Source organism: Pseudonocardia kongjuensis, assembly GCF_039526905.1.
Taxonomy (GTDB): domain Bacteria; phylum Actinomycetota; class Actinomycetes; order Mycobacteriales; family Pseudonocardiaceae; genus Pseudonocardia; species Pseudonocardia kongjuensis.
On the sequence record NZ_BAAAJK010000001.1, the window covers coordinates 120,734 to 139,406 of the forward strand.

General features: G+C 73.1%; 16 protein-coding genes and 1 pseudogene. 10 read left to right on the forward strand and 7 right to left on the reverse strand.

Translation table 11 applies throughout. The features are described from left to right. Window positions 1-80 precede the first annotated feature (80 nt). Both ABD160_RS00560 and ABD160_RS33260 read left to right on the forward strand, forming a co-directional pair. Window positions 81-1,136, forward strand: coding sequence for a zinc-binding dehydrogenase (locus ABD160_RS00560; protein WP_344017995.1), 1,056 nt, complete (start codon window positions 81-83; stop codon window positions 1,134-1,136). Between the two features lie 169 nt (window positions 1,137-1,305). After that, a pseudogene (locus ABD160_RS33260) lies at window positions 1,306-2,172 on the forward strand (zinc-binding dehydrogenase); the annotation flags it as partial. An 81-nt stretch (window positions 2,173-2,253) separates the two neighbouring features. Here the strand turns inward: ABD160_RS33260 and ABD160_RS00575 are convergent. Further along, entirely contained in the window at window positions 2,254-3,321 is a 1,068-nt protein-coding gene (locus tag ABD160_RS00575; RefSeq protein ID WP_344017505.1) for an LLM class flavin-dependent oxidoreductase, read from the reverse strand. Window positions 3,322-3,511: 190 nt separating this feature from the next. Between ABD160_RS00575 and ABD160_RS00580 the strand changes: the two genes are divergently transcribed. After that, on the forward strand, window positions 3,512-4,423 hold the full coding sequence (locus tag ABD160_RS00580) for an alpha/beta hydrolase (protein WP_344017506.1): 912 nt from the start codon (window positions 3,512-3,514) through the stop codon (window positions 4,421-4,423). Window positions 4,424-4,572: 149 nt separating this feature from the next. Continuing rightward, complete coding sequence (locus ABD160_RS00585; RefSeq protein ID WP_344017507.1) at window positions 4,573-6,531, forward strand: flavin-containing monooxygenase; 1,959 nt, start codon at window positions 4,573-4,575, stop codon at window positions 6,529-6,531. A gap of 19 nt (window positions 6,532-6,550) precedes the next feature. Here ABD160_RS00585 and ABD160_RS00590 read toward each other — a convergent pair whose 3' ends face one another. From ABD160_RS00590 to ABD160_RS00600, 3 genes are read right to left on the reverse strand one after another with little or no spacing between them, the layout of a single operon-like run. Beyond that, window positions 6,551-7,237 (reverse strand): class I SAM-dependent methyltransferase, encoded by a 687-nt coding sequence (locus tag ABD160_RS00590; RefSeq protein ID WP_344017508.1) that lies wholly within the window; start codon window positions 7,235-7,237, stop codon window positions 6,551-6,553. Then, window positions 7,224-8,744: an amidohydrolase gene (locus ABD160_RS00595; RefSeq protein ID WP_344017509.1), complete on the reverse strand. Its 1,521-nt coding sequence runs from the start codon at window positions 8,742-8,744 to the stop codon at window positions 7,224-7,226. Before ABD160_RS00595 ends, ABD160_RS00590 begins: the two co-directional genes overlap by 14 nt. Beyond that, window positions 8,741-10,318 carry a bifunctional phosphatase PAP2/diacylglycerol kinase family protein gene (locus tag ABD160_RS00600; protein ID WP_344017510.1) on the reverse strand — a complete coding sequence of 526 codons (1,578 nt, stop codon included), beginning with the start codon at window positions 10,316-10,318 and terminating at the stop codon, window positions 8,741-8,743. The genes ABD160_RS00595 and ABD160_RS00600 overlap by 4 nt, the downstream gene beginning before the upstream one ends. Before the next feature lie 42 nt (window positions 10,319-10,360). Between ABD160_RS00600 and pafA the strand changes: the two genes are divergently transcribed. Further along, complete coding sequence (gene pafA, locus ABD160_RS00605; protein WP_344017511.1) at window positions 10,361-11,722, forward strand: Pup--protein ligase; 1,362 nt, start codon at window positions 10,361-10,363, stop codon at window positions 11,720-11,722. Between the two features lie 43 nt (window positions 11,723-11,765). Here the strand turns inward: pafA and glsA (ABD160_RS00610) are convergent, their stop codons facing one another. From glsA (ABD160_RS00610) to ABD160_RS00620, 3 genes are all read right to left on the reverse strand, one after another. After that, entirely contained in the window at window positions 11,766-12,773 is a 1,008-nt protein-coding gene (gene glsA / locus ABD160_RS00610) for a glutaminase A (protein WP_344017512.1), read from the reverse strand. Window positions 12,774-12,835: 62 nt separating this feature from the next. After that, window positions 12,836-13,882 carry a glutaminase A gene (gene glsA / locus ABD160_RS00615; RefSeq protein WP_344017513.1) on the reverse strand — a complete coding sequence of 349 codons (1,047 nt, stop codon included), beginning with the start codon at window positions 13,880-13,882 and terminating at the stop codon, window positions 12,836-12,838. An 82-nt stretch (window positions 13,883-13,964) separates the two neighbouring features. After that, window positions 13,965-14,204, reverse strand: a complete 240-nt coding sequence (locus ABD160_RS00620) for a hypothetical protein (protein WP_344017514.1) — start codon at window positions 14,202-14,204, stop codon at window positions 13,965-13,967. A 159-nt stretch (window positions 14,205-14,363) separates the two neighbouring features. On the opposite strand from ABD160_RS00620, the gene ABD160_RS00625 reads away from it, so the two are divergent. The 5 genes from ABD160_RS00625 (at window position 14,364) to pyrH (ending at window position 18,660) form a co-directional block, all read left to right on the forward strand. After that, complete coding sequence (locus ABD160_RS00625) at window positions 14,364-15,353, forward strand: helix-turn-helix transcriptional regulator (protein WP_344017515.1); 990 nt, start codon at window positions 14,364-14,366, stop codon at window positions 15,351-15,353. Continuing rightward, entirely contained in the window at window positions 15,350-16,342 is a 993-nt protein-coding gene (locus ABD160_RS00630) for a helix-turn-helix transcriptional regulator (protein WP_344017516.1), read from the forward strand. The genes ABD160_RS00625 and ABD160_RS00630 overlap by 4 nt, the downstream gene beginning before the upstream one ends. Window positions 16,343-16,478: 136 nt before the next feature. Then, window positions 16,479-16,763 carry a Sec-independent protein translocase subunit TatA gene (gene tatA, locus ABD160_RS00635; protein WP_344017517.1) on the forward strand — a complete coding sequence of 95 codons (285 nt, stop codon included), beginning with the start codon at window positions 16,479-16,481 and terminating at the stop codon, window positions 16,761-16,763. Window positions 16,764-16,824: 61 nt separating this feature from the next. After that, window positions 16,825-17,805, forward strand: a complete 981-nt coding sequence (gene tatC / locus ABD160_RS00640) for a twin-arginine translocase subunit TatC (RefSeq protein ID WP_425563567.1) — start codon at window positions 16,825-16,827, stop codon at window positions 17,803-17,805. Between the two features lie 108 nt (window positions 17,806-17,913). Next, window positions 17,914-18,660 (forward strand): UMP kinase, encoded by a 747-nt coding sequence (pyrH, locus tag ABD160_RS00645; RefSeq protein WP_344017519.1) that lies wholly within the window; start codon window positions 17,914-17,916, stop codon window positions 18,658-18,660. The last annotated feature ends 13 nt before the right edge of the window (window positions 18,661-18,673 follow it).

Sequence of the window (18,673 nt, forward strand, 5' to 3'; positions counted from 1 at the left end):
AAGTACTATAGTTGATAGAGCGACCAGAGCGTCAGTCCACGTGCAGGGCTGGTGCCACGCTCGGCGAACGGCAGGTGACGATGAAGGGCCTGGTCTACCGCGGACCCGCCGACGTCGAGGTCCGCGAGGTGCCCGATCCGGGCCCGCCGGACGACGACGGCGCCGTCGTCCGGGTCAGCGCCGCCGGGATCTGCGGCAGCGACCTGCACATCTACCGGGGAGACGCGTTCTCGGCGGACACCGGGTTCTGTCTCGGACACGAGGCCGTCGGCCGGGTGACCGCGGTCGGGTGCCGGGTCCGGGAGGTGGCGGTGGGGGACCGGGTGCTGGTCCCGGCCTCGGTCGGCTGCACGAGCTGCCCGCCCTGCCGGACCGGCTGGGTCACCCGGTGCGAACGGCGGACCGGCACGCTGGACACCTTCTACGGGCTGCACGCGGGGCTCCCCGGCAGCCAGGCCGAGCTGCTCGCGGTCCCGTACGCCGACGCGAACCTGGTGCTGCTGCCGGACGGGATCAGCGACGCCGCCGCCGTCGTCCTGACCGACAACGCCCCCACCGCCTGGTACGGGGCCCGTCGGGCGGGCATCCGCCCGGGTGAGACCGTGGCGGTGATCGGGCTGGGCGCCGTCGGGCTGATGGCCGTCCAGTCCGCGCTGGTGATGGGGGCCGCGCGGGTGCTGGCACTCGATCCCCTCCCTGAGCGTCGCCGCCGGGCAGCCGATCTGGGTGCGGTGCCCCTCACCGGCTCGCCGGATCCGAAGTCGGAGCTGCGTGCGGCCACCGGCGGTCACGGGCCGGACGTGGTGATCGAGGCGGTGGGAGCGGACGCGACGATCGATCTGGCGATCAGGGCCGTCCGGCACGCCGGCCGGGTCAGCATCGTCGGCGTCACGCACAACCGGGCGTTCCCGATGCACCTGCAGCTGGTCCAGGTCAAGGAGCTCGATCTCGCGATCGGGCTGGCCTCGATGCAGCGCGAGATCCCGGCCCTGCTGGCGTTGTGTGCCCAGGGGCGGCTCAGCCCCGAGCAGGTCGTGACGCACCATCTCCCGCTCGCCGACGGGAGCGTGGCCTATCGCCGCTACGCCGCCCGGGCGGACGGGATCGGAAAGATCATCCTGCATCCGGGCCGGTGACCGACCGGCCCGGCCCCGACCCGAGGAGCGCCGTGCGACACCCGTCATCGCCCACGTCACCTACCCGGAGCGCCCGGTGAGGGGCGTGGTGTACCGCGGCCCGGGCGACCTGGCCGTCCTCGACGTCCCCGAGCCCGGCCCGCCGGACGGGTCCGGTGCGGTGGTCGCGGTGAGCACCGCGAGCATCTGCGGCACCGACCTGCAGCTCTACGACGGGCCGGGGTTCGGCCAGGGCACCGGCTTCTGCGTCGGGCACGAGGCGGTCGGGCACGTCCTGCGGGTCGGAGCGGAGGTCACCGGGTTCGGTCCCGGCGACCGGGTGCTCGTTCCCGGCGCGGTCGGCTGCTCCCGGTGCCGGCCCTGCCGGACCGGGCGGGTGGCGCAGTGTGCGAACAACACGAACTGGCTGAACGCCTGCTACGGCCTGCATCCGGGCCTGCCGGGCAGCCAGGCCGAGCAGGTCGCGGTACCGCACGCCGAGACCAATCTCGTGCTCCTGCCCGATGCGGTCCCCGACGACCTGGCGATCCTGCTCACCGACGCCGCGCCGACCGCGTGGTACGGCGCCCGCCGGGCGCGGATCGGTCACGGCGACACGGTCGCCGTCATCGGGCTCGGCCCGGTCGGGCTGATGGCGGTCCAGGCCGCGCTGCTCATGGGTGCCGCGCGGGTGGTGGCCGTGGACCCGATCGCGGACCGGCGGGAGCGGGCCGCGGCGCTGGGCGCGGTGCCGGTCCGGGCCGACGACCCGGCCCGCCTGCGGGCCGCGATCCGGGACGCCACCGGCCCGGGCGGACCCGACGCGGTGATCGAGGCGGTCGGCTCCGACACCACGATCGACCTGGCGATCAGATCGGCCCGGCTGGGCGGCCGGGTGAGCGTGGTCGGTGTCAGCCGCAGCAGGAGCTTCCCGCTCGACCTGGAGCGTGCGCAGGTGAAGGAGCTCGAGTTCGCGATCGGCCTGTGCTCGGTGCAGTTCGAGCTGCCGGCCCTGCTCCCGCTCGCGGCCGCCGGGCGGCTGCGGGCCGGTCCGGTGATCTCGCACCGGATGCCGCTGTCCGAGGCGGCCGAGGCGTACCGGATGTTCGCCACGCGGGTCCCTCGGGGCGGTGCCGCCTCAGAGCTTGCGGAGCTCCGGGAGCACCTCCTTGCTCATCAGCTTGAAGCTCTCCTCGGCCAGGTCGTACGGGATTCCGCCGTGGTACGGGACGAACTGGGCGCCGAACTCACCGATCAGCTCCTTGCGGGCCGCGTACTTCTCGACCATCTGCTCGGGGGTGCCGGAGATCTGGGCCGACACGAACCCGTCGCACACCGCTTCGAGACCGGCGTCCCGGATCAGCTGGGCGGCCTGACCGTAGGCCTCGTAACCCGAGGTCGAGGAGAAGTGGTCCCCGCCGAACTCGTAGTGGGTCACGCAGGTCCGGTAGTAGTTGGCGGTGTACTCGCGGGTGACCTTGTGAACCTGCTCCGGGTCGGGGTGGCAGTAGCCGAGGTCGGACAGCAGCGGCGGCGGGGCCTCCTCGCCGTGCACCTCCCGGTAGGTGTCCCGGTACACGTTGATGATCGGCAGGTGGACCGTCTCGATGTCGCCCTGGACGAAGCTCATCATCCCGACCTTCAGCCGCGCCGCCGCGGCAGCCGAGTCGGGGCTCATCGCGACCGCGTAGGTCCGGCCCTCGAACGTCGCGAGCGGGCGGGGACGGATCTCCACCGGCGGCTGTGTGTAGTACGGGCCGTCGTTCTCCGCGATGCCGGTCTCGAGGGCGCGCAGGATCATCGCGGCGGCCTCGTCGAACCGCTCGCGGGACTCGCTCATCTCCTGCCGCATCCCGGCGTACTCCACCCGGGCCAGGCCGCGGCCCATCCCGAAGATGAACCGCCCCTTGGTGAGGACGTCGATGAGCGCGACCTTCTCGGCGACCCGCAGCGGATCGTTCCACGGCAGGATCACCGCGCCGGTCGCGAGCTTGATGTTGCTCGTGCGGCCGGCGAGGTACGACAGGAGCTGCAGGTTGTCCGGGCACATCGAGTAGTCGGCGTCGAAGTGGTGTTCGACCGACCACAGGCTGTCGTAGCCGAGGCTGTCCGCCAACTCCCCGAGCTGGATGTTGTTCCAGTAGATCTCGTCGTCCGGGGCCTTGTTCTCGTAGTTCTGGAACAGCAGAAGCACGCCTGCGTGCATCGAGTCCTCCGAGGTCCATGTGATGTGCGGCACCCGACCATGCCGCTAGGTCGATGGACTGTCAATAGAGCGAACACAACGCGTTTCTTGTGCGCGTTACGATGGCTTGCTGAACAGAGCGTTGAGTGTATGGTCAGCTCGACATCCGGCGCCGGGCTGCCGGCCCCGACCGACACCGACGAGGAGTGACATGGCGAGCAACCAGTCACGGGCACTGACCGAGATGTACGTCCACTGGCTGTCGCGCATGGCGGCGGCGCCGGACATGGATCTCGACACGATGCGCGACCTGTTCGACGGGTGGGGCCGGGTGACCGGCGAGCCTGACGCGGTGCGGTACGCCGACGCCGACGCCGGTGGCATCCCGGCGCTCTGGGCGATCCCGGACGGCGCGCCGGACGACCGGGTGCTGCTCTACTCGCACGGCGGCGGGTACGTCGGCGGCTCGTCGCACAGCCACCGCAAGCTGGCCGGGCACCTGGCGCAGGCCGCCGGTGTCCGGGCGCTCGTCCACGACTACCGCCGCGCGCCGGAGAACCCGCATCCCGGCCCCGTCCAGGACGCCCGGGCGGTCTACGACTGGCTGCGGGCCGAGGGATTCGCCCCGGAGCACATCGCGACCGTCGGCGACTCGGCGGGTGGAGCGCTGTCCATCGCGCTCCCGCTGCAGCTGCGCGACTCGGGAGCGCCGCTGCCGGGCGCGATCGTGGCGCTCTCCCCGTTCCTCGACCTCCAGGCCACCGGCGCCACCGTCGAGACCAACGCCGCGCACGACGCCCTGGCGAGCAAGGGGATGATCGAGCAGATGGCGGCGATCTTCCTGGGGGCGGACGGGTCGCCGACCGACCCGCTGGCCGCACCGCTGCACGCCGACCCGTCCGGCCTGCCGCCGATCTACATCTCGACCGGGGGCGCCGAGGTGCTGCTGGACGACTCCCGCCGCTTCGCCGCCAAGGTCGAGGCCGCCGGCGGTGACGTCACCCTCGAGGTCGTCCCCGAGATGCAGCACGTGTTCCACTTCCTGGCCGGTCGCGCGCCCGAGGCCGACGCGTCGGTGCGCGGCATCGGGACCTGGCTCCGCAAGCAGCTCGACGTGAGCTGAGCGGCCGGGGGCGGCGGGCGGACCCCGTCCCCGGCGCCGGCGGGCCGGACGCCGGGTCCAGTCAACCGAGCACGGCGACGTGCGGTTCCGCGTGCAGTGCGACGGGTGGTGGTGCCCGATCGCACGGGGCGCGCGATCGAGGAGGTTTCATGCGTGGCAATGCAGTGGCGGGCGGCACGGGCGGATCCGCGGCCGACATCGCCGACGGGCCGGACCCGGGCGACGACCTGGAGCGCGCGCTGCGCGGCGCCCACCTCCCGACGCTGCTCATGGTGCTCGTCCACCTCACCGGTGACCGGCGCTGGCTGTCCGAGCGGTACCGCCCGGCCCGCCCACGGGGCGGGCGGGACCCCGACGACGGTGGCCTGCCCGAGGACGTGCAGCAGGAGATCCGGGACGGTGCGTTGGCCGCGGTGCACCGCTGGCGGAGCGGTCTCACCGAGCTGTTCGTCCCCTCGCGATCCGACCTGGCCGAGATGATGGGCTTCACCATCGGCGAGGAGATGTCGACCGAGTACGTCGACATGGTGGCCGAGGAGATCGGGCTGGCCGACCGCGACGCGACGTGGGACCGGCTCGTCGTGCCGCAGGGCCGCAGCGGCTTCCGGGTGCTCGTCATCGGTGCCGGGTTCTCCGGGCTCTGCCTCGCGATGAAGCTGGAACGGGCGCGCATCCCGTACTCGATCATCGAGAAGAACGAGGACCTCGGCGGGACGTGGCTGGAGAACCGGTACCCGGGGTGCGGGGTCGACAGCCCGAGCCACCTCTACCAGTTCAGCTTCGAGCCGAACGCGCACTGGCCCCGGTACTACTCGACCCGCGACGACATCCACGGCTACCTGCTCGACTGTGCCGACAGGTACGGGGTGCGCGACCACATCCGGTTCGGCACCGAGGTACGCGGTGCGAGCTGGGACGCCGGGACGCACACCTGGCAGGTCGAGGTCTCCGGCCCGGGCGGGACGGGCGAGCAGCTCACCGCCGACGTGGTGATCAGTGCCGTCGGCCAGCTCAACCGGCCGAGCCGGCCGTCGTTCGAGGGAGCCGACTCGTTCGCCGGTCCGGCCCTGCACACGGCCGAGTGGACCCCGTCGCTCGACGTCCGCGGGAAGCGGGTCGCGGTCATCGGGACCGGCGCGAGCGCGATGCAGCTGGTGCCGACCATCGCCGGCGTCGCCGAGCAGGTGACGGTGTTCCAGCGGTCGCCCCAGTGGGCCGTCCCGAACCCCGATTACATCCGGGCGGTCAGTGAGCAGACCCGCCTGCTGCTGGACCGGCTGCCCTTCTACTCCGGGTGGTACCGGTACCGGCAGTTCTGGCTGTGGAACGACCACATCCACCCCACGCTGCAGATCGACCCGGACTGGCCACACCCGGAACGCTCCATCAACGCGGCGAACGAGGCCCATCGCGTCTTCCTGACCCGCTACATCACCGAGCTCGTCGGGCACCGTCCCGAGCTGCTGGCGAAGTGCCTGCCGACCTACCCGCCGTACGGCAAGCGGATGCTCATGGACAACGGCTGGTTCACCACCGTGTGCCGGGACGACGTGGAGCTGGTGACCTCGCCGGTCGAGTCGATCCGCCCCGGCGGGGTGGTCACCGCCGACGGCACCGAGCACTCGGCCGACGTGCTGGTCTACGCGACCGGATTCGATGCCCACCGCATGCTGTGGCCGATGCGGATCACCGGCCGCGACAGCGACCTGCACGAGGTGTGGGGCGAGGACGACGCCCGGGCCTACCTGGGCATGGCCGTACCCGGCTTCCCGAACTTCTTCACCCTGTACGGACCGAACACCAACCTGGGCCACGGAGGCAGCGTCGTCTACCACACCGAACTGCAGGTCCGCTACGTGATGGGGATGCTGCGCGCGATGCTCGACCGCGACCTCGCGGCGGTCGAGGTCCGGCGCGACGTCCACGACGACTACAACCGCCGGGTCGACGAGGCGCACGCCCGCATGATCTGGTCGCACCGGGGGATGGACACCTGGTACCGGAACCGGGCGGGCCGGGTCGTCAACAACTCGCCGTGGCGGCTGGCCGACTACTGGCGCATGACCCGCAGCCCGGATCTGCGCGACTACGATCTCGAGCACCGGTGACGCCCACCGGCCGGGCCGGTCAGGGCCTGCGGCGCAGCACGTGCAGGTCCACCCCGTCCGGGAGCGGCCGGGTCCGCACGATCCACCGGTCCTTGTTCTCCGCCAGCCAGCGGGGCGTCTCCGGCCGCCCGGGATCGGTCAGCCACACCGCGGCCCGCCTGCTGGTCACCCGGGGCAGCAGCGCGGTGAGCGCCGCCGCGGCGGCCGCGCCGTAGAGCACGTCGGAGGCGAGCACCAGGTCCCAGCGGGTGGCGTCGAGTACCGGGTCCCGGCCGTCGAACGAGGCGGCCGCGGTCTCCACCCGCAGCCCGGACCGGCGCGCGTTCGCGGCGGTCCAGGCGACCGCCGCGGGTGACCGGTCGGTCGCGACCACCGGCACCGCGCCGGCCCGGGCGGCGACCAGCGACGGCAGCCCGAGGCCGCAGCCCAGCTCCAGCACCCGGCGCCCGGCCAGCCGGGACGGGCCGGCCCGGTCGACGGTCGTCGCGAGTGCCACGGCGGAGGGCCACAGCCGGGCCCAGTGCGGCGGGTGCAGCTCCTCGACGCCCTCGGCGACGGTGACGGCGTCGAACCCGACCGCGTCCGGGTCGGCCGGGCGGAGCAGGGTCAGCGGCCCGCGGGGGAGCGCGATCCGCTCCAGCACGCCCGGCCCGGTCGGTCCCTGCGGCCCGGGCGACGGTGGTGTCGTGCCCTCAGAGCCCGGCACGGTGCGTCCAGCGACCCCCGACCAGCGTCCCGGCGACCGGCATCGCCCGCAGCGTCGCCGGGTCGCACGAGGTCGGGTCCGCGTCGGTGAGCACGAGATCGGCGCGGGCGCCCTCGGTCACGGCCGCGACCGAACCGGGCACCACCCCGAAGGACGCGCCGAGCGCGGTGGCCCGGCCGATCTCCTGCTCGGGATGCCAGCGGTCCCGCCCGTCGGTCGACCGGTGCACCGCCGCGGCCAGCGCGACCCACGGGTCGAGCGGGGCGACCGGGGCGTCCGACCCGAGTGCCAGCCGGGCGCCCGCCCGGTGCAGCGAGGCGAACGCGAACGCCCGCCCGGTGCGGCCGGCCCACAGCCGGTCGGCGACGTCCCGGTCGTCCAGCGCGTGCTCCGGCTGCACGCTGGCGACCAGGCCGAGCGCGGCGAACCGGGGCACGTCGTCGTCGGTGAGCAGCTGGGCGTGCTCGATCCGGCCGTGCGCACCGGTGCCCGCGAACGCGTCCAGCACCAGGGTGTTCGCGTGGTCCCCGATCGCGTGCAGGGCGGCGGTGAGACCCGCCGCGTGCGCCCGGGACAGCAGCGGGAGCAGCTCCTCGGGCGGCACGACCAGCAGGCCGCACGGATGGTCGAGGACCACCCCGGGCGGCGCCGGATAGGGGTCGTAGCAGTAGGCGGTGCGGGTGTTCAGCGACCCGTCGGTGATCACCTTCAGCGGTCCGGCGGTCAGCAGCCCGCCGGTGCCGTCGACGACGTCGCCGGAGCGCAGGCCGGTCGCGATCATCGCGTCCAGCCGGTCCGGCCAGACCGACGCCTCGACCCGCAGCCCGGTCACGCCGGCGTCGATCCGCCGCTGCCAGTCCGGCAGCGACCAGGGGGCCTCGAAGTCCACGACGCCGACCACCCCGCGGGCCGACGCCGCCTGCGCGGCCTCGGCGACGAAGCCGTCGAGCACGTCGGCCGGCACGTCCTGCAGCGCGACGGTGACCTCGAAGAACTCGGACTCGCGGATCCGGCCGGTCGGATGGCCGGGATGCCCGAACCGGGCCGCCGAGGCGCCGTTGAGCCAGCCCTGGTGCAGGTCGCCGGAGACCAGCACGACCGGGACGTCACCGGCCGCGGTCCGGGACACGGCGTCGAGCAGCGAGCGGTGCGCCTCGTCGGGCCACAGCGCGTCCCGGAAGCCGAAGCCGACCAGGACCTCGCCGGGCGCCGGCGGGTCCGTGGCGATCCGGTCGGCGACCAGCGCGGCGCACCGGGCGGCCGACCGGGCCCCGGACAGGTCGAGCCGGCGCCGGGCCAGCGACCACTGCGCCATGTGCACGTGGTGGTCCCACAGCCCGGGCAGCAGCGCGCGGCCGTCGCACTCGACGGTCTCGGTCCCGGCCGGTTCCAGCCCGCGCCCGACCGCGGCCACCCGGTGCCCGGACAGCAGCACGTCCACCGGCTCGCCGAGGCCGTCGCAACCGGGCAGCAGCGGGCGGACCGACCGCAGCAGCAACGGCGTCATCCCTGGTAGGGGCGGTCGCGGCCGGTCCAGCGGTCCTCGTCGCGCCGGTAGACCGGGATGGGCCGCTCGGCGACCCGGAACGTGTAGCGGCCGGCCTCCTCGACCACCTCGCCGTCGGTCGCCAGCATGCTCGGCTCGAGCAGCTCCACGTCCAGGCGCGGCACCTCGCGCTGGTGGTAGACCCGGCTGTGGCCGAGCGCGCCCAGGATCAGCGCCAGCACCACCCGCAGCCGGGAGAACCGCACGTCGGCGCGCAGCCAGCGGATGTCCAGCAGGCCCGAGTCCAGCGTCGGCCGCCAGGCCGGCACGGCACCGCGCGGGTGGTAGGGGCCGTTGCCGACGAACAGGAACCACACCTTGTACCAGCGGTCGTCGATCTTGACGCTGATCTTCTCCGAGCGCCGCAGCACCGTGATCAGCGCCGCCGCGAAGGCAGGCCACTTGCCGTAGCGCGGCTGCCACTGCTCGCGCAGCCGCACCAGCTCCGGGTAGGAGCCGATCGAGGCGGTGTTGATGAAGTAGCGGGTCCGGGTGACCGAGGCGTCCTCCGGATCGTCCAGCCGACCCGGGTGCGCCTCGACGAGTGCCAGGTCGACGGCGACCGCCTCACCGGCCTGGGTCGCGTCCACCGCCTCCTGGGTGTCGTAGACGCCGACGTCACGGGCGAAGTGGTTCAGCGTGCCGCCCGGGACGACGACCAGTGGCAGCCCGTACCGGTCGGCGACCGCCGCGGCGGTCGCCACCGTGCCGTCCCCGCCGGCCACGCCGACCGCGCGCACCCACTGCCCGCGCTGCGCGATCGCGTCCTCCAGCATGTCCTCGACCTTCACCCCGTCACCGACGACGAGATGGTGCGCGGCGGGCAGCCGCTGCCGGACCTCGTCGGAGACGTCGTGGTCGGGCGGCCCGGAGAACGGGTTGGACACGATGACCAGGCCGTCGCCGTGCGGCAGCACCGGCACCGTGTCGATCGGCCGGGCCCGCGCCTCGTCGCTCGGCCGGACCGGCCACCAGCGGCGGGTCAGCTGCGCGACGCCGGTCCCGACGGCGGCACCGGCCAGCACGTCGGAGGTCCAGTGCACCCCGACGTGCACCCGCGACCAGCCGACCAGCGCGGCCAGCGGCACCACCACCGGCGCAGCCCGCCGGTGCTCCAGCACCACGGCGGTGGCGAACGCGGCGGCCGACGCCGCGTGCCCGGACGGGAACGACGACGACGACGGCGGGTCGCTCACCGTCCGGTACACCGGGAGCCCGGCCGCGGCCGGCCGGCGCCGGGGCAGCAGCGGCTTGAGGACCGCGTTCGCGGTGAGGCTGGTCAGCGCGATCGACGCGACGCCGCGCAGCGCCGCCTTGCGGCTCGCCCCGCGCCGCGCCGCCAGGATCCCGGCGACCGCGAACCACAGCAGGCTGTGATCGGCCGACCGGGTGAGACGGCGCAGCGTGGTGTCCACCCGGCTCGGCGGACGGCTCGCGATGAAATCGGTGATGCCCTGGTCGACCTGCGAGACCGTCGCGATACCCCCGTCCACCCGGCGGGACCGACGTGCGACGCGCTCGAACCATCCGCTCACAACACTGACAGTAGAGGGGGTCGGGCGCCTACCCTGAAGGGCATGCAGCGTCGGATCTTCGGGATCGAGACGGAGTTCGGTGTCACGTGCACCTTCCACGGGCAGCGCCGTCTGTCCCCGGACGAGGTGGCTCGCTACCTGTTCCGGCGGGTCGTGTCGTGGGGCCGTTCCTCCAACGTCTTCCTCCGCAACGGTGCCCGTCTCTACCTCGACGTCGGTTCCCATCCCGAGTACGCCACCGCCGAGTGCGACTCGCTGACCCAGCTCGTCGCGCACGACAAGGCGGGCGAACGCATCCTCGAGGACCTCCTGGTCGACGCCGAGCGCCGGCTGGTCGACGAGGGCATCGGCGGTGACATCTACCTGTTCAAGAACAACACCGACTCGGCCGGCAACTCCTACGGCTGCCACGAGAACTACCTGGTCGCCCGGCAGGGCGAGTTCTCCCGGATCGCCGACGTGCTGCTGCCGTTCCTGGTCACCCGGCAGCTGATCTGCGGCGCCGGGAAGGTGCTGCAGACCCCGCGCGGCGCGGTGTACTGCCTGTCCCAGCGGGCCGAGCACATCTGGGAGGGCGTCTCCTCGGCGACCACCCGGTCCCGCCCGATCATCAACACCCGCGACGAGCCGCACGCCGACGCCGAGCGCTACCGCAGGCTGCACGTCATCGTCGGCGACTCGAACATGTCCGAGGTCACGACCCTGCTCAAGGTGGGATCGGCGACCCTGGTGCTGGAGATGATCGAGGCGGGCGTCCAGTTCCGGGACTTCACCCTGGACAACCCGATCCGGGCGATCCGGGAGATCAGCCACGACCTGACCGGCCGCCGCCCGGTCCGGATGGCCGGCGGCCGGGAGGCCAGCGCGCTGGACATCCAGCGCGAGTACCACGCCCGCGCCGTCGAGTACCTGCAGAGCCGCGGGCACGAGGACAAGGTGATGGAGCGGGTCGTCGAGCTCTGGGGCCGCACGCTGGACGCGGTCGAGCAGCAGGACCTCTCACTGATCGACCGCGAGATCGACTGGGCGATCAAGCACCGGCTGGTCGAGCGGTACCGCAACAAGCACGACATGGAGCTGTCCAGCGCCCGGATCGCCCAGCTCGACCTGGCCTACCACGACGTGCGGCGCGGCCGCGGGCTGTTCGACATGCTCCAGCGCAAGGACCTGGTGGACCGGGTGACCGACGACGGCGAGATCGAGGCCGCCAAGGACACCCCGCCGCAGTCCACCCGGGCCAAGCTGCGCGGCGACTTCATCGCCGCCGCCCAGGCCGCCGGCCGCGACTTCACCGTCGACTGGGTGCACCTGAAGCTCAACGACCAGGCCCAGCGGACCGTGCTGTGCAAGGACCCGTTCCGGGCCGTCGACGAGCGGGTGGACCGGCTGATCGCCTCGCTGTAGCCGCGCTGCGGGTGGCCGCCGCGGCGGCCACCCGCAGCAGGGTTCAGGACTGGATGCTGTCCGGCTGGGCGACCCGCCCGAAGCGGGACTCCGACGGATCGGCGAACACGTGCAGGCCGAACCGGCGGGACAGCTCACGGCAGACGGCCACGCCGCGCACCGAGTTGCCGTGCCGGTCCAGCCCGGGGGAGTAGACGCCCAGGCCGAAGTACCGCGGCAGGGTCCCCATGATCCCGCCGGACACCCCGCTCTTCGCCGGGATGCCGACGTCGTGCGCCCACTCGCCGGCGGCGTCGTACATGCCGCACATGCTCATCACGCTGATCACCGTGCGCAGGTGCTCGCGGTGCAGCGCCGTCTCGCCGGTCAGCGGATTGACGCCGCCGTTGGCCAGGGTCGCCGCCATCACCGACAGCTCCGGCGTGGTGACCGTGATCGAGCAGGCCGACAGGTAGACGAACAGGTTGTCGTCGATGTCGCCGTGCAGCATGCCGAGGCTGCGCATCAGGTAGGACAGGCCGAGGTTGCGGTCGTTGGAGACCAGCTGCTCGTCCAGGATCTGCTGGTCGACGACGAGTTCCGGGTTGCCCGTGTAGGCCCGGTAGCGCTCCAGCAGCCGCTCGACCCGCTCCTCCTTCGACGACCCCTTGACCAGGTTCGCCGCGACCAGCGCGCCCGCGTTGATCATGGGGTTGAACGGGCGGTTGTGCACGTCGTCGAAGGTGATGGAGTTGAACGGGTCCCCGGAGGGCTCGACGCCGACCGCGTCGAGGGTGGCGTCCAGGCCGTTGTCCTCCAGGGCCAGCCCGTAGGTGAACACCTTGGAGATCGAGTGCAGCGGGAACCGGATGTCGCAGTCGCCGACCCGCCACTGGGTACCGTCGACGTTGGTCCCGGCGAGCCCGAACTCGTCGGCGCGGGCCTCCATCTCGGCCGGGTAGTAGCTGACGACCTCCTCACCGGGCAGCAGGCTCCCCCGGCCCGCGGTGCAGGTGTTGCGCAGGTCCTCGAGCTGCTCCTGGACCAGCTCGCGTTCCTTCTGGGCGACCATGTCGTCCCTCCCCGTCGACGATGTGGACCACCGCAACGTAGAGGTCCGGCGGCCGGTCCGCGCTACAGCCCCTCCGGCAGCCAGCCGTCCCCGGACGGGTACATCTCGGTGGCGTCGTCCCGCCGGCCGGGCCGCACGATCCGGCCCAGCCGGGACTCCGACGGATCGGCGAACACGTGCAGCCCGAACCGGTCCGACAGTGCCCGGCACACCGCGACCCCGCGGGCCGAGTTGCCGTGCCGGTCCAGGCCGGGGGAGTGCACGCCGACCCCGATGGCGTCCGGGATGACGGCCAGGATCGCGCCGGACACGCTGGACTTGGCCGGGATGCCGACGTCGTAGTGCCACTGCCCGGCGGCGTCGTACATGCCGCACATGCTCATCACGCTGAGCACGTCGCGGGTGTAGGTGCGGGGCAGCGCCGGGACGCCGGTGAACGGGTTCGCGCCGCCGCGGGCGATGGTGGCGGCCATCGTCGAGAGCTCGACGCTGCTGACGCACACCGAGCAGGCCGCCAGGTACACGTAGAGGTTGTCCTCGATGTTGCCGTGCAGCATGCCGAGGCTGCGCATGAGGTAGGACAGCGAGACGTTGCGGTCGTTGGAGACGAGCTGCTCGGCGAGGATGTCCTCGTCCACGGTGAGATCGGGGTTCCCGGCGTAGATCCGCAGCCGGGTGAGCAGCCGCTCGACCTTCTCCTCCTTGGTCGAGCCGTGCACGAGGTTCACCGCGACCAGCGCCCCGGCGTTGATCATGGGGTTGAACGGGCGGTTGTTGACCTCGTCGAAGCTGATCGAGTTGAACGGGTCGCCGGAGGGCTCCACGCCGACCCGGAGCATGACCTCCTCGCGGCCGTTGTCCTCCAGGGCGAGTCCGTAGGTGAAGACCTTCGAGATGGAGTGCAGCGGGAACCGGACGTCGGCGTCGCCGACCTGCCACTGGGTGCCGTCGACGTCGGTGGCGGCCAGGCCGAACACGTCGGCGCGGGCCGCCATCGACGGCGGGTAGTAGGAGACCACCCGGCCGTCCGGGATGCCGCCGGGGCGGCCGACGACCTGGTGCAGCTCCTCGAGCTGCTGCTGGACGATCTCGCGCTCGGTCTGCTCCATCCCGCCCCCTCCGCCGTCGCTCGGCGCGGGGGCCCGTCCCGCCGCGACCGGTGCGCAGCGGAACCTAGATCACGCGGACGGCTCACTCGATGCCGGGCATGATCCTCCGCCGGAGCTCGGCCAGCTCGTCCTGCACCTCCGGGTCCGCGGGGCCGGCCTTCTCCGGGGCCGGTGCGATCCCCATCGCGCGCAGCAGCCCGGTCGCCGCGGCCGCCGGGTCACCGGTCTCGCCGAGGACCGGGTGCAGCCCCTGTTCGGCGAGATGGTGGAACACCAGGTTCACCACGGTCCACGGGTTGTACGTCTCCTGGTCGGGCGTCACGGGGCCACCTCCACGTCCGGCGTCGTCGCCGCCGACGAGCCTTTCCCCAACGCGCAGGGCCGTCAACAGCCCTGTCGCAGGATGAGACACCCGGTCGCGCCCGGTCCGGTGTGTCCGGGGCGCCCGGTGCGGGCCGGTGCACGCGGATACGATGCCGGGGTGTCCTCCGCCCGCGCCGAGCGACTGGTGAACCTGGTGCTCTGCCTGATGTCGACGCGCCAGTTCCTGTCCGCGGAACGGATCCGGGCGACCGTGCCGGGCTACGCCGAGGCGGCGAGCGACGAGGCGTTCTTCCGGATGTTCGAGCGGGACAAGGCGGAGCTGCGCGAGCTGGGCGTGCCGCTGGAGACCGGGCAGAACTCGGTCTTCGACACCGTCGAGGGCTACCGGATCGCGCGCGCCGACTACGAGCTGGGCGAGATCGAGCTGACGCCGGACGAGGCGACCGTGGTGGCGCTGGCCGGGAACCTGTGGGACTCCCCGGAGCTGGCCGGTGCCGCGCACGGGGCGCTGGTGAAGCTGCGGGCGGCCGGGGTGGAGGTCGCGGAGAACCCGGCGGCGACCGTCCGGACCGGCCTGCACGCCGGCGAACCGGCGCTCGCGCCGCTGCTGGCGGCGACCCGGACCGGGCGCGCGGTGCGGTTCGCGCACCGCCGCGGCGGGCCGGCCGGCGAGCCGGTCCTGCGCGAGGTGGAGCCCTGGGGGGTGGTCTCCTTCCGCGGCCGCTGGTACCTGGTGGGGCACGACCGCGGCCGGGACGACGTGCGCTGCTTCCGGCTGTCCCGGATCCACGGCGAGATCCGGACGACCGGGCCGGAGGGCGCGGTGCGGGTGCCGGACGGGATCGACCTGCGGGAGATCGTGCGCCGCTCCGCGGGGCCGCCGCCGGTCTCGGGCACGGCGCGGGTCTGGGTGGCCGGTGGCCGGGCCGCCGGGCTGCGCCGGCTGGGCCGCGAGATCGGCCCGGCCGAGCACGTCGGGCGCGCCGGGATCGAGATCGAGCTGGACGTGCGGGACCGGGAGACGGTCGCCCGCTGGCTGGCCGGGCACGGGCCGGACGTCGCCGTGCTGGACCCGCCGGAGCTGGCCGGTGCGGTCCGCGCGCTGTGGGCGGGCGCCGCGGACCTCGCGACCGGGGCCGCCCGGTGACCCGGCACGGCGTCGCGCAGCGGCTGCCCCGGCTGCTGTCGCTGGTGCCCTACCTGCGGGCCCGGCCCGGCGTGCCGGTCGCCGAGGCGGCCGCCGACTTCGGCGTCGACGAGAAGCAGTTGCGCCGCGACCTGGAGCTGCTCTGGATGTGCGGGCTCCCCGGCTACGGCCCCGGGGACCTGGTCGACCTGTCGTTCGCCGGGGACACCGTGGACGTCGTGTTCGACGCGGGCCTGACCCGGCCGCTGCGGCTCACCACCAGCGAGGCGACGGCGCTGCTGGTCGCGCTGCGGGAGCTGCACCAGGCGCCGGGCGTGGTCGACTCGGACGCCGTCGCGCGGGCGATCGGCAAGATCGAGGCCGCGGTCGGGACGGCGGGGGAGCGGGCCGGCGTGGTGAGCGTCGAGTCCGGGACCGCGGACCGGGAGACCACCGCGGTCGTCCGGGGCGCGCTGGACCGCGGGCGCGCCCTGCGCATCGTCTACTTCACCGCGGGCCGGGACGCGGTGTCGCGGCGCGACGTGGACCCGATGCGGCTGGTCGTCGCCGAGGGCCGCGGCTACCTGGAGGCGTGGTGCCGGCGGGCGGCGGGCGTCCGGATGTTCCGGCTGGACCGGGTCGAGCAGGCCGAGGAGCTCCCGGAGCCGGCCCGCCCGCACCCGGAGGCCGAACCGACCGACGTCACGCACGGCCTGTTCAGCCCGCGCTCGGAGCACCGGCACGCGGTGCTGGAGCTGGACCCGCAGGCGCACTGGGTGGCCGAGTACTACCCGGTGGACGACGTGCGGGCCCCGGAGCCGGGCGCCGACGGCCCGGCGCCCGGGCCCGGCGGTGTGCTGCGCGTGCTGATCCGGTTCGCCGACCCGGACTGGCTGGTCCGGCTGGTGCTGGGGCTGGGCGGGCGGGCCCGGATCGTCGAGCCCGCCGAGCTGGCCACGGCGGTGCGCGAGCGCGCCCGGGAGGCCCTCGCGATGACTGACGGAGCGTGACAGTACGATCACGTTCGGCTTCGTCGCGGGAACGTGAACTCGCGATGACGATCGCTTGGTTCATGCCGGGCACACAGGGACGGCACAGGTGCCGTGCGTAGACTCGGCCAGGTCGAGATCGACGGAGGTTGACACCATGCCCGGTGGCTACGAGTGGCTCATCATCATCGCGGTGCTGCTGCTGCTGTTCGGCGCGAAGAAGCTCCCCGAGATGGCGCGTTCGGTCGGCCAGTCCGCCCGCGTGTTCAAGGGTGAGATGAAGGGTCTGAAGGACGACGACGCCCGTTCGCAGGCGGCGGGATCGGACAAGGCCGCCGAGGCGCCTGCCCCGCAGGAGCTGCCGGCCGCCTCGGCCCCGCAGCGCCAGGCCGAGCCGGCCCCGCAGCAGCCGCAGGACCGCGGCGCGGGTTCCACGAACTGAGGTATCCAGCGCCGTGAAGTCGCCGTTCCGTCGGAAGCGCACCGTCAATCCCGACGGGACCATGACGCTGATCGAGCATCTCTACGAGCTGCGCAACCGGCTCGGGATCTCGCTCGCCGCGATCGCGGTGACTACGGTGTTCGGCTACATCTGGTTCGAGGTGTCGTTCTTCGGCTGGTCCAGCCTGGGCGAGCTGCTCAAGGAGCCGTACTGCTCGCTCCCGGCGACCTCGCGGGCGTCGTTCAACGCCGACCCGAACTCGTGCACGCTGCTCGGCACGACACCGTTCGACCAGTTCATGCTGCGGCTGAAGGTCGGCGCGACGGCCGGGGTGATCCTGGCCTGCCCGATCTGGCTCTACCAGTTCTGGGGCTTCATCACGCCGGGGCTGCTGAAGAAGGAGCGCCGCTACGCGCTGAGCTTCGTCTCGGTGGCGGCGTTGCTGTTCGTCACCGGCGCCGTGCTCGCCTACCTGATCATCCCGCAGGCGCTCGGCTTCCTGCTGACCATCGGTAGCGAGATCCAGACGACGGCGCTGACCGGCTCGTCGTACTTCTCGCTGGTCGTCAACCTGATCGTCATCTTCGGCGTCAGCTTCCTGATCCCGCTGGTCGTGGTGGCGCTCAACGCCGCCGGGGTGGTCACCTACGCGGCGCTGGCGAAGGCCCGCCGCGGCCTGGTCTTCGGCCTGTTCGTGTTCGCCGCGATCGCGACGCCCGGGCAGGACCCGATCTCGATGCTCGCGCTGGCGTTCGCGCTGACGCTGCTGTTCGAGGGCGCGATCCAGATCTGCCGGTTCAACGACCGCCGCAAGGCCCGCAGGCGGGTCGAGGAGGGCTGGGACGGGCTCGACCCGGACACCCCGTCGCAGATCGACACCACGCCGTCCCGGCTCGACGGGCCGTCCCGGATCGACGAGCCGTCCGACGCCGCGGGCAGCACCCGGACCGCCGCGCCGCCGGTGGCGACCCGCCCGCCGGACCCGACGCCGCCGCAGCAGCGCCGTGACGATCCGGCCCCCGGCTACGACGACATCACCTGAGCCCTCCGCACCGTGTCCCCCCGCACCGCGGGTGGTCGCGGACACGTCCGTAGGCTCGTCCCGGACCGGGATCGGCGGGCAGGACAGGCGAGGAGTGGGTCGGGGCGCATGAAGTACAACCGGGTGGTCATCAAGCTCAGCGGGCAGGCGATGGCCGGTGACGACGGCTTCGGCTTCTCGGCCCCCGCGCTGACCCACCTGGCGTCCCAGATCCAGCAGGTCCGCGCGCTGGGCGTGCAGATCGCCGTGGTCGTCGGCGGCGGCAACGTGTTCCGCGGGAACCGCTCCGACTCCTGGGGCATCGACCGCGTCGAGGCCGACAACATCGGCATGCTCGGCACCGTCATCAACAGCCTGCTGCTGCGCGGCAAGCTCTCCGCCGGCGGCGAGGACAACGTCCGGGTGATGACCGCGATCCCGATCAACGCGGTCGCCGAGCCGTTCCTGCGGCTGCGCGCCAAGCGGCACCTGGACAAGGACGCCATCCTGATCTTCTCCGGCGGGAACGGGCAGCCCTTCATCACCACCGACTACCCGAGCGTGCAGCGGGCGCTGGAGATCGGCGCGGACGCCCTGCTCGTCGCCAAGCACGGCGTCGACGGCGTCTACGACACCGATCCGCGCAAGGACTCCGACGCCCGCCGCTACGAGCGGCTGCCCTACGACGAGGTGCTCTCCCGCCGGCTCGCGGTGATGGACCAGACCGCGTTCATCCTGGCCCGCGACCACGGCCTGCCGCTGCACGTGTTCGACATCGAGAAGGACGGCCTGATGGCCGCGATCTGCCGTGGTGAGCACCACGGGACCGAGATCAACTCCGACATCGTGGAGCCGGAGTTCGCGCAGGACGCGTGACCGCCGTCTCCGC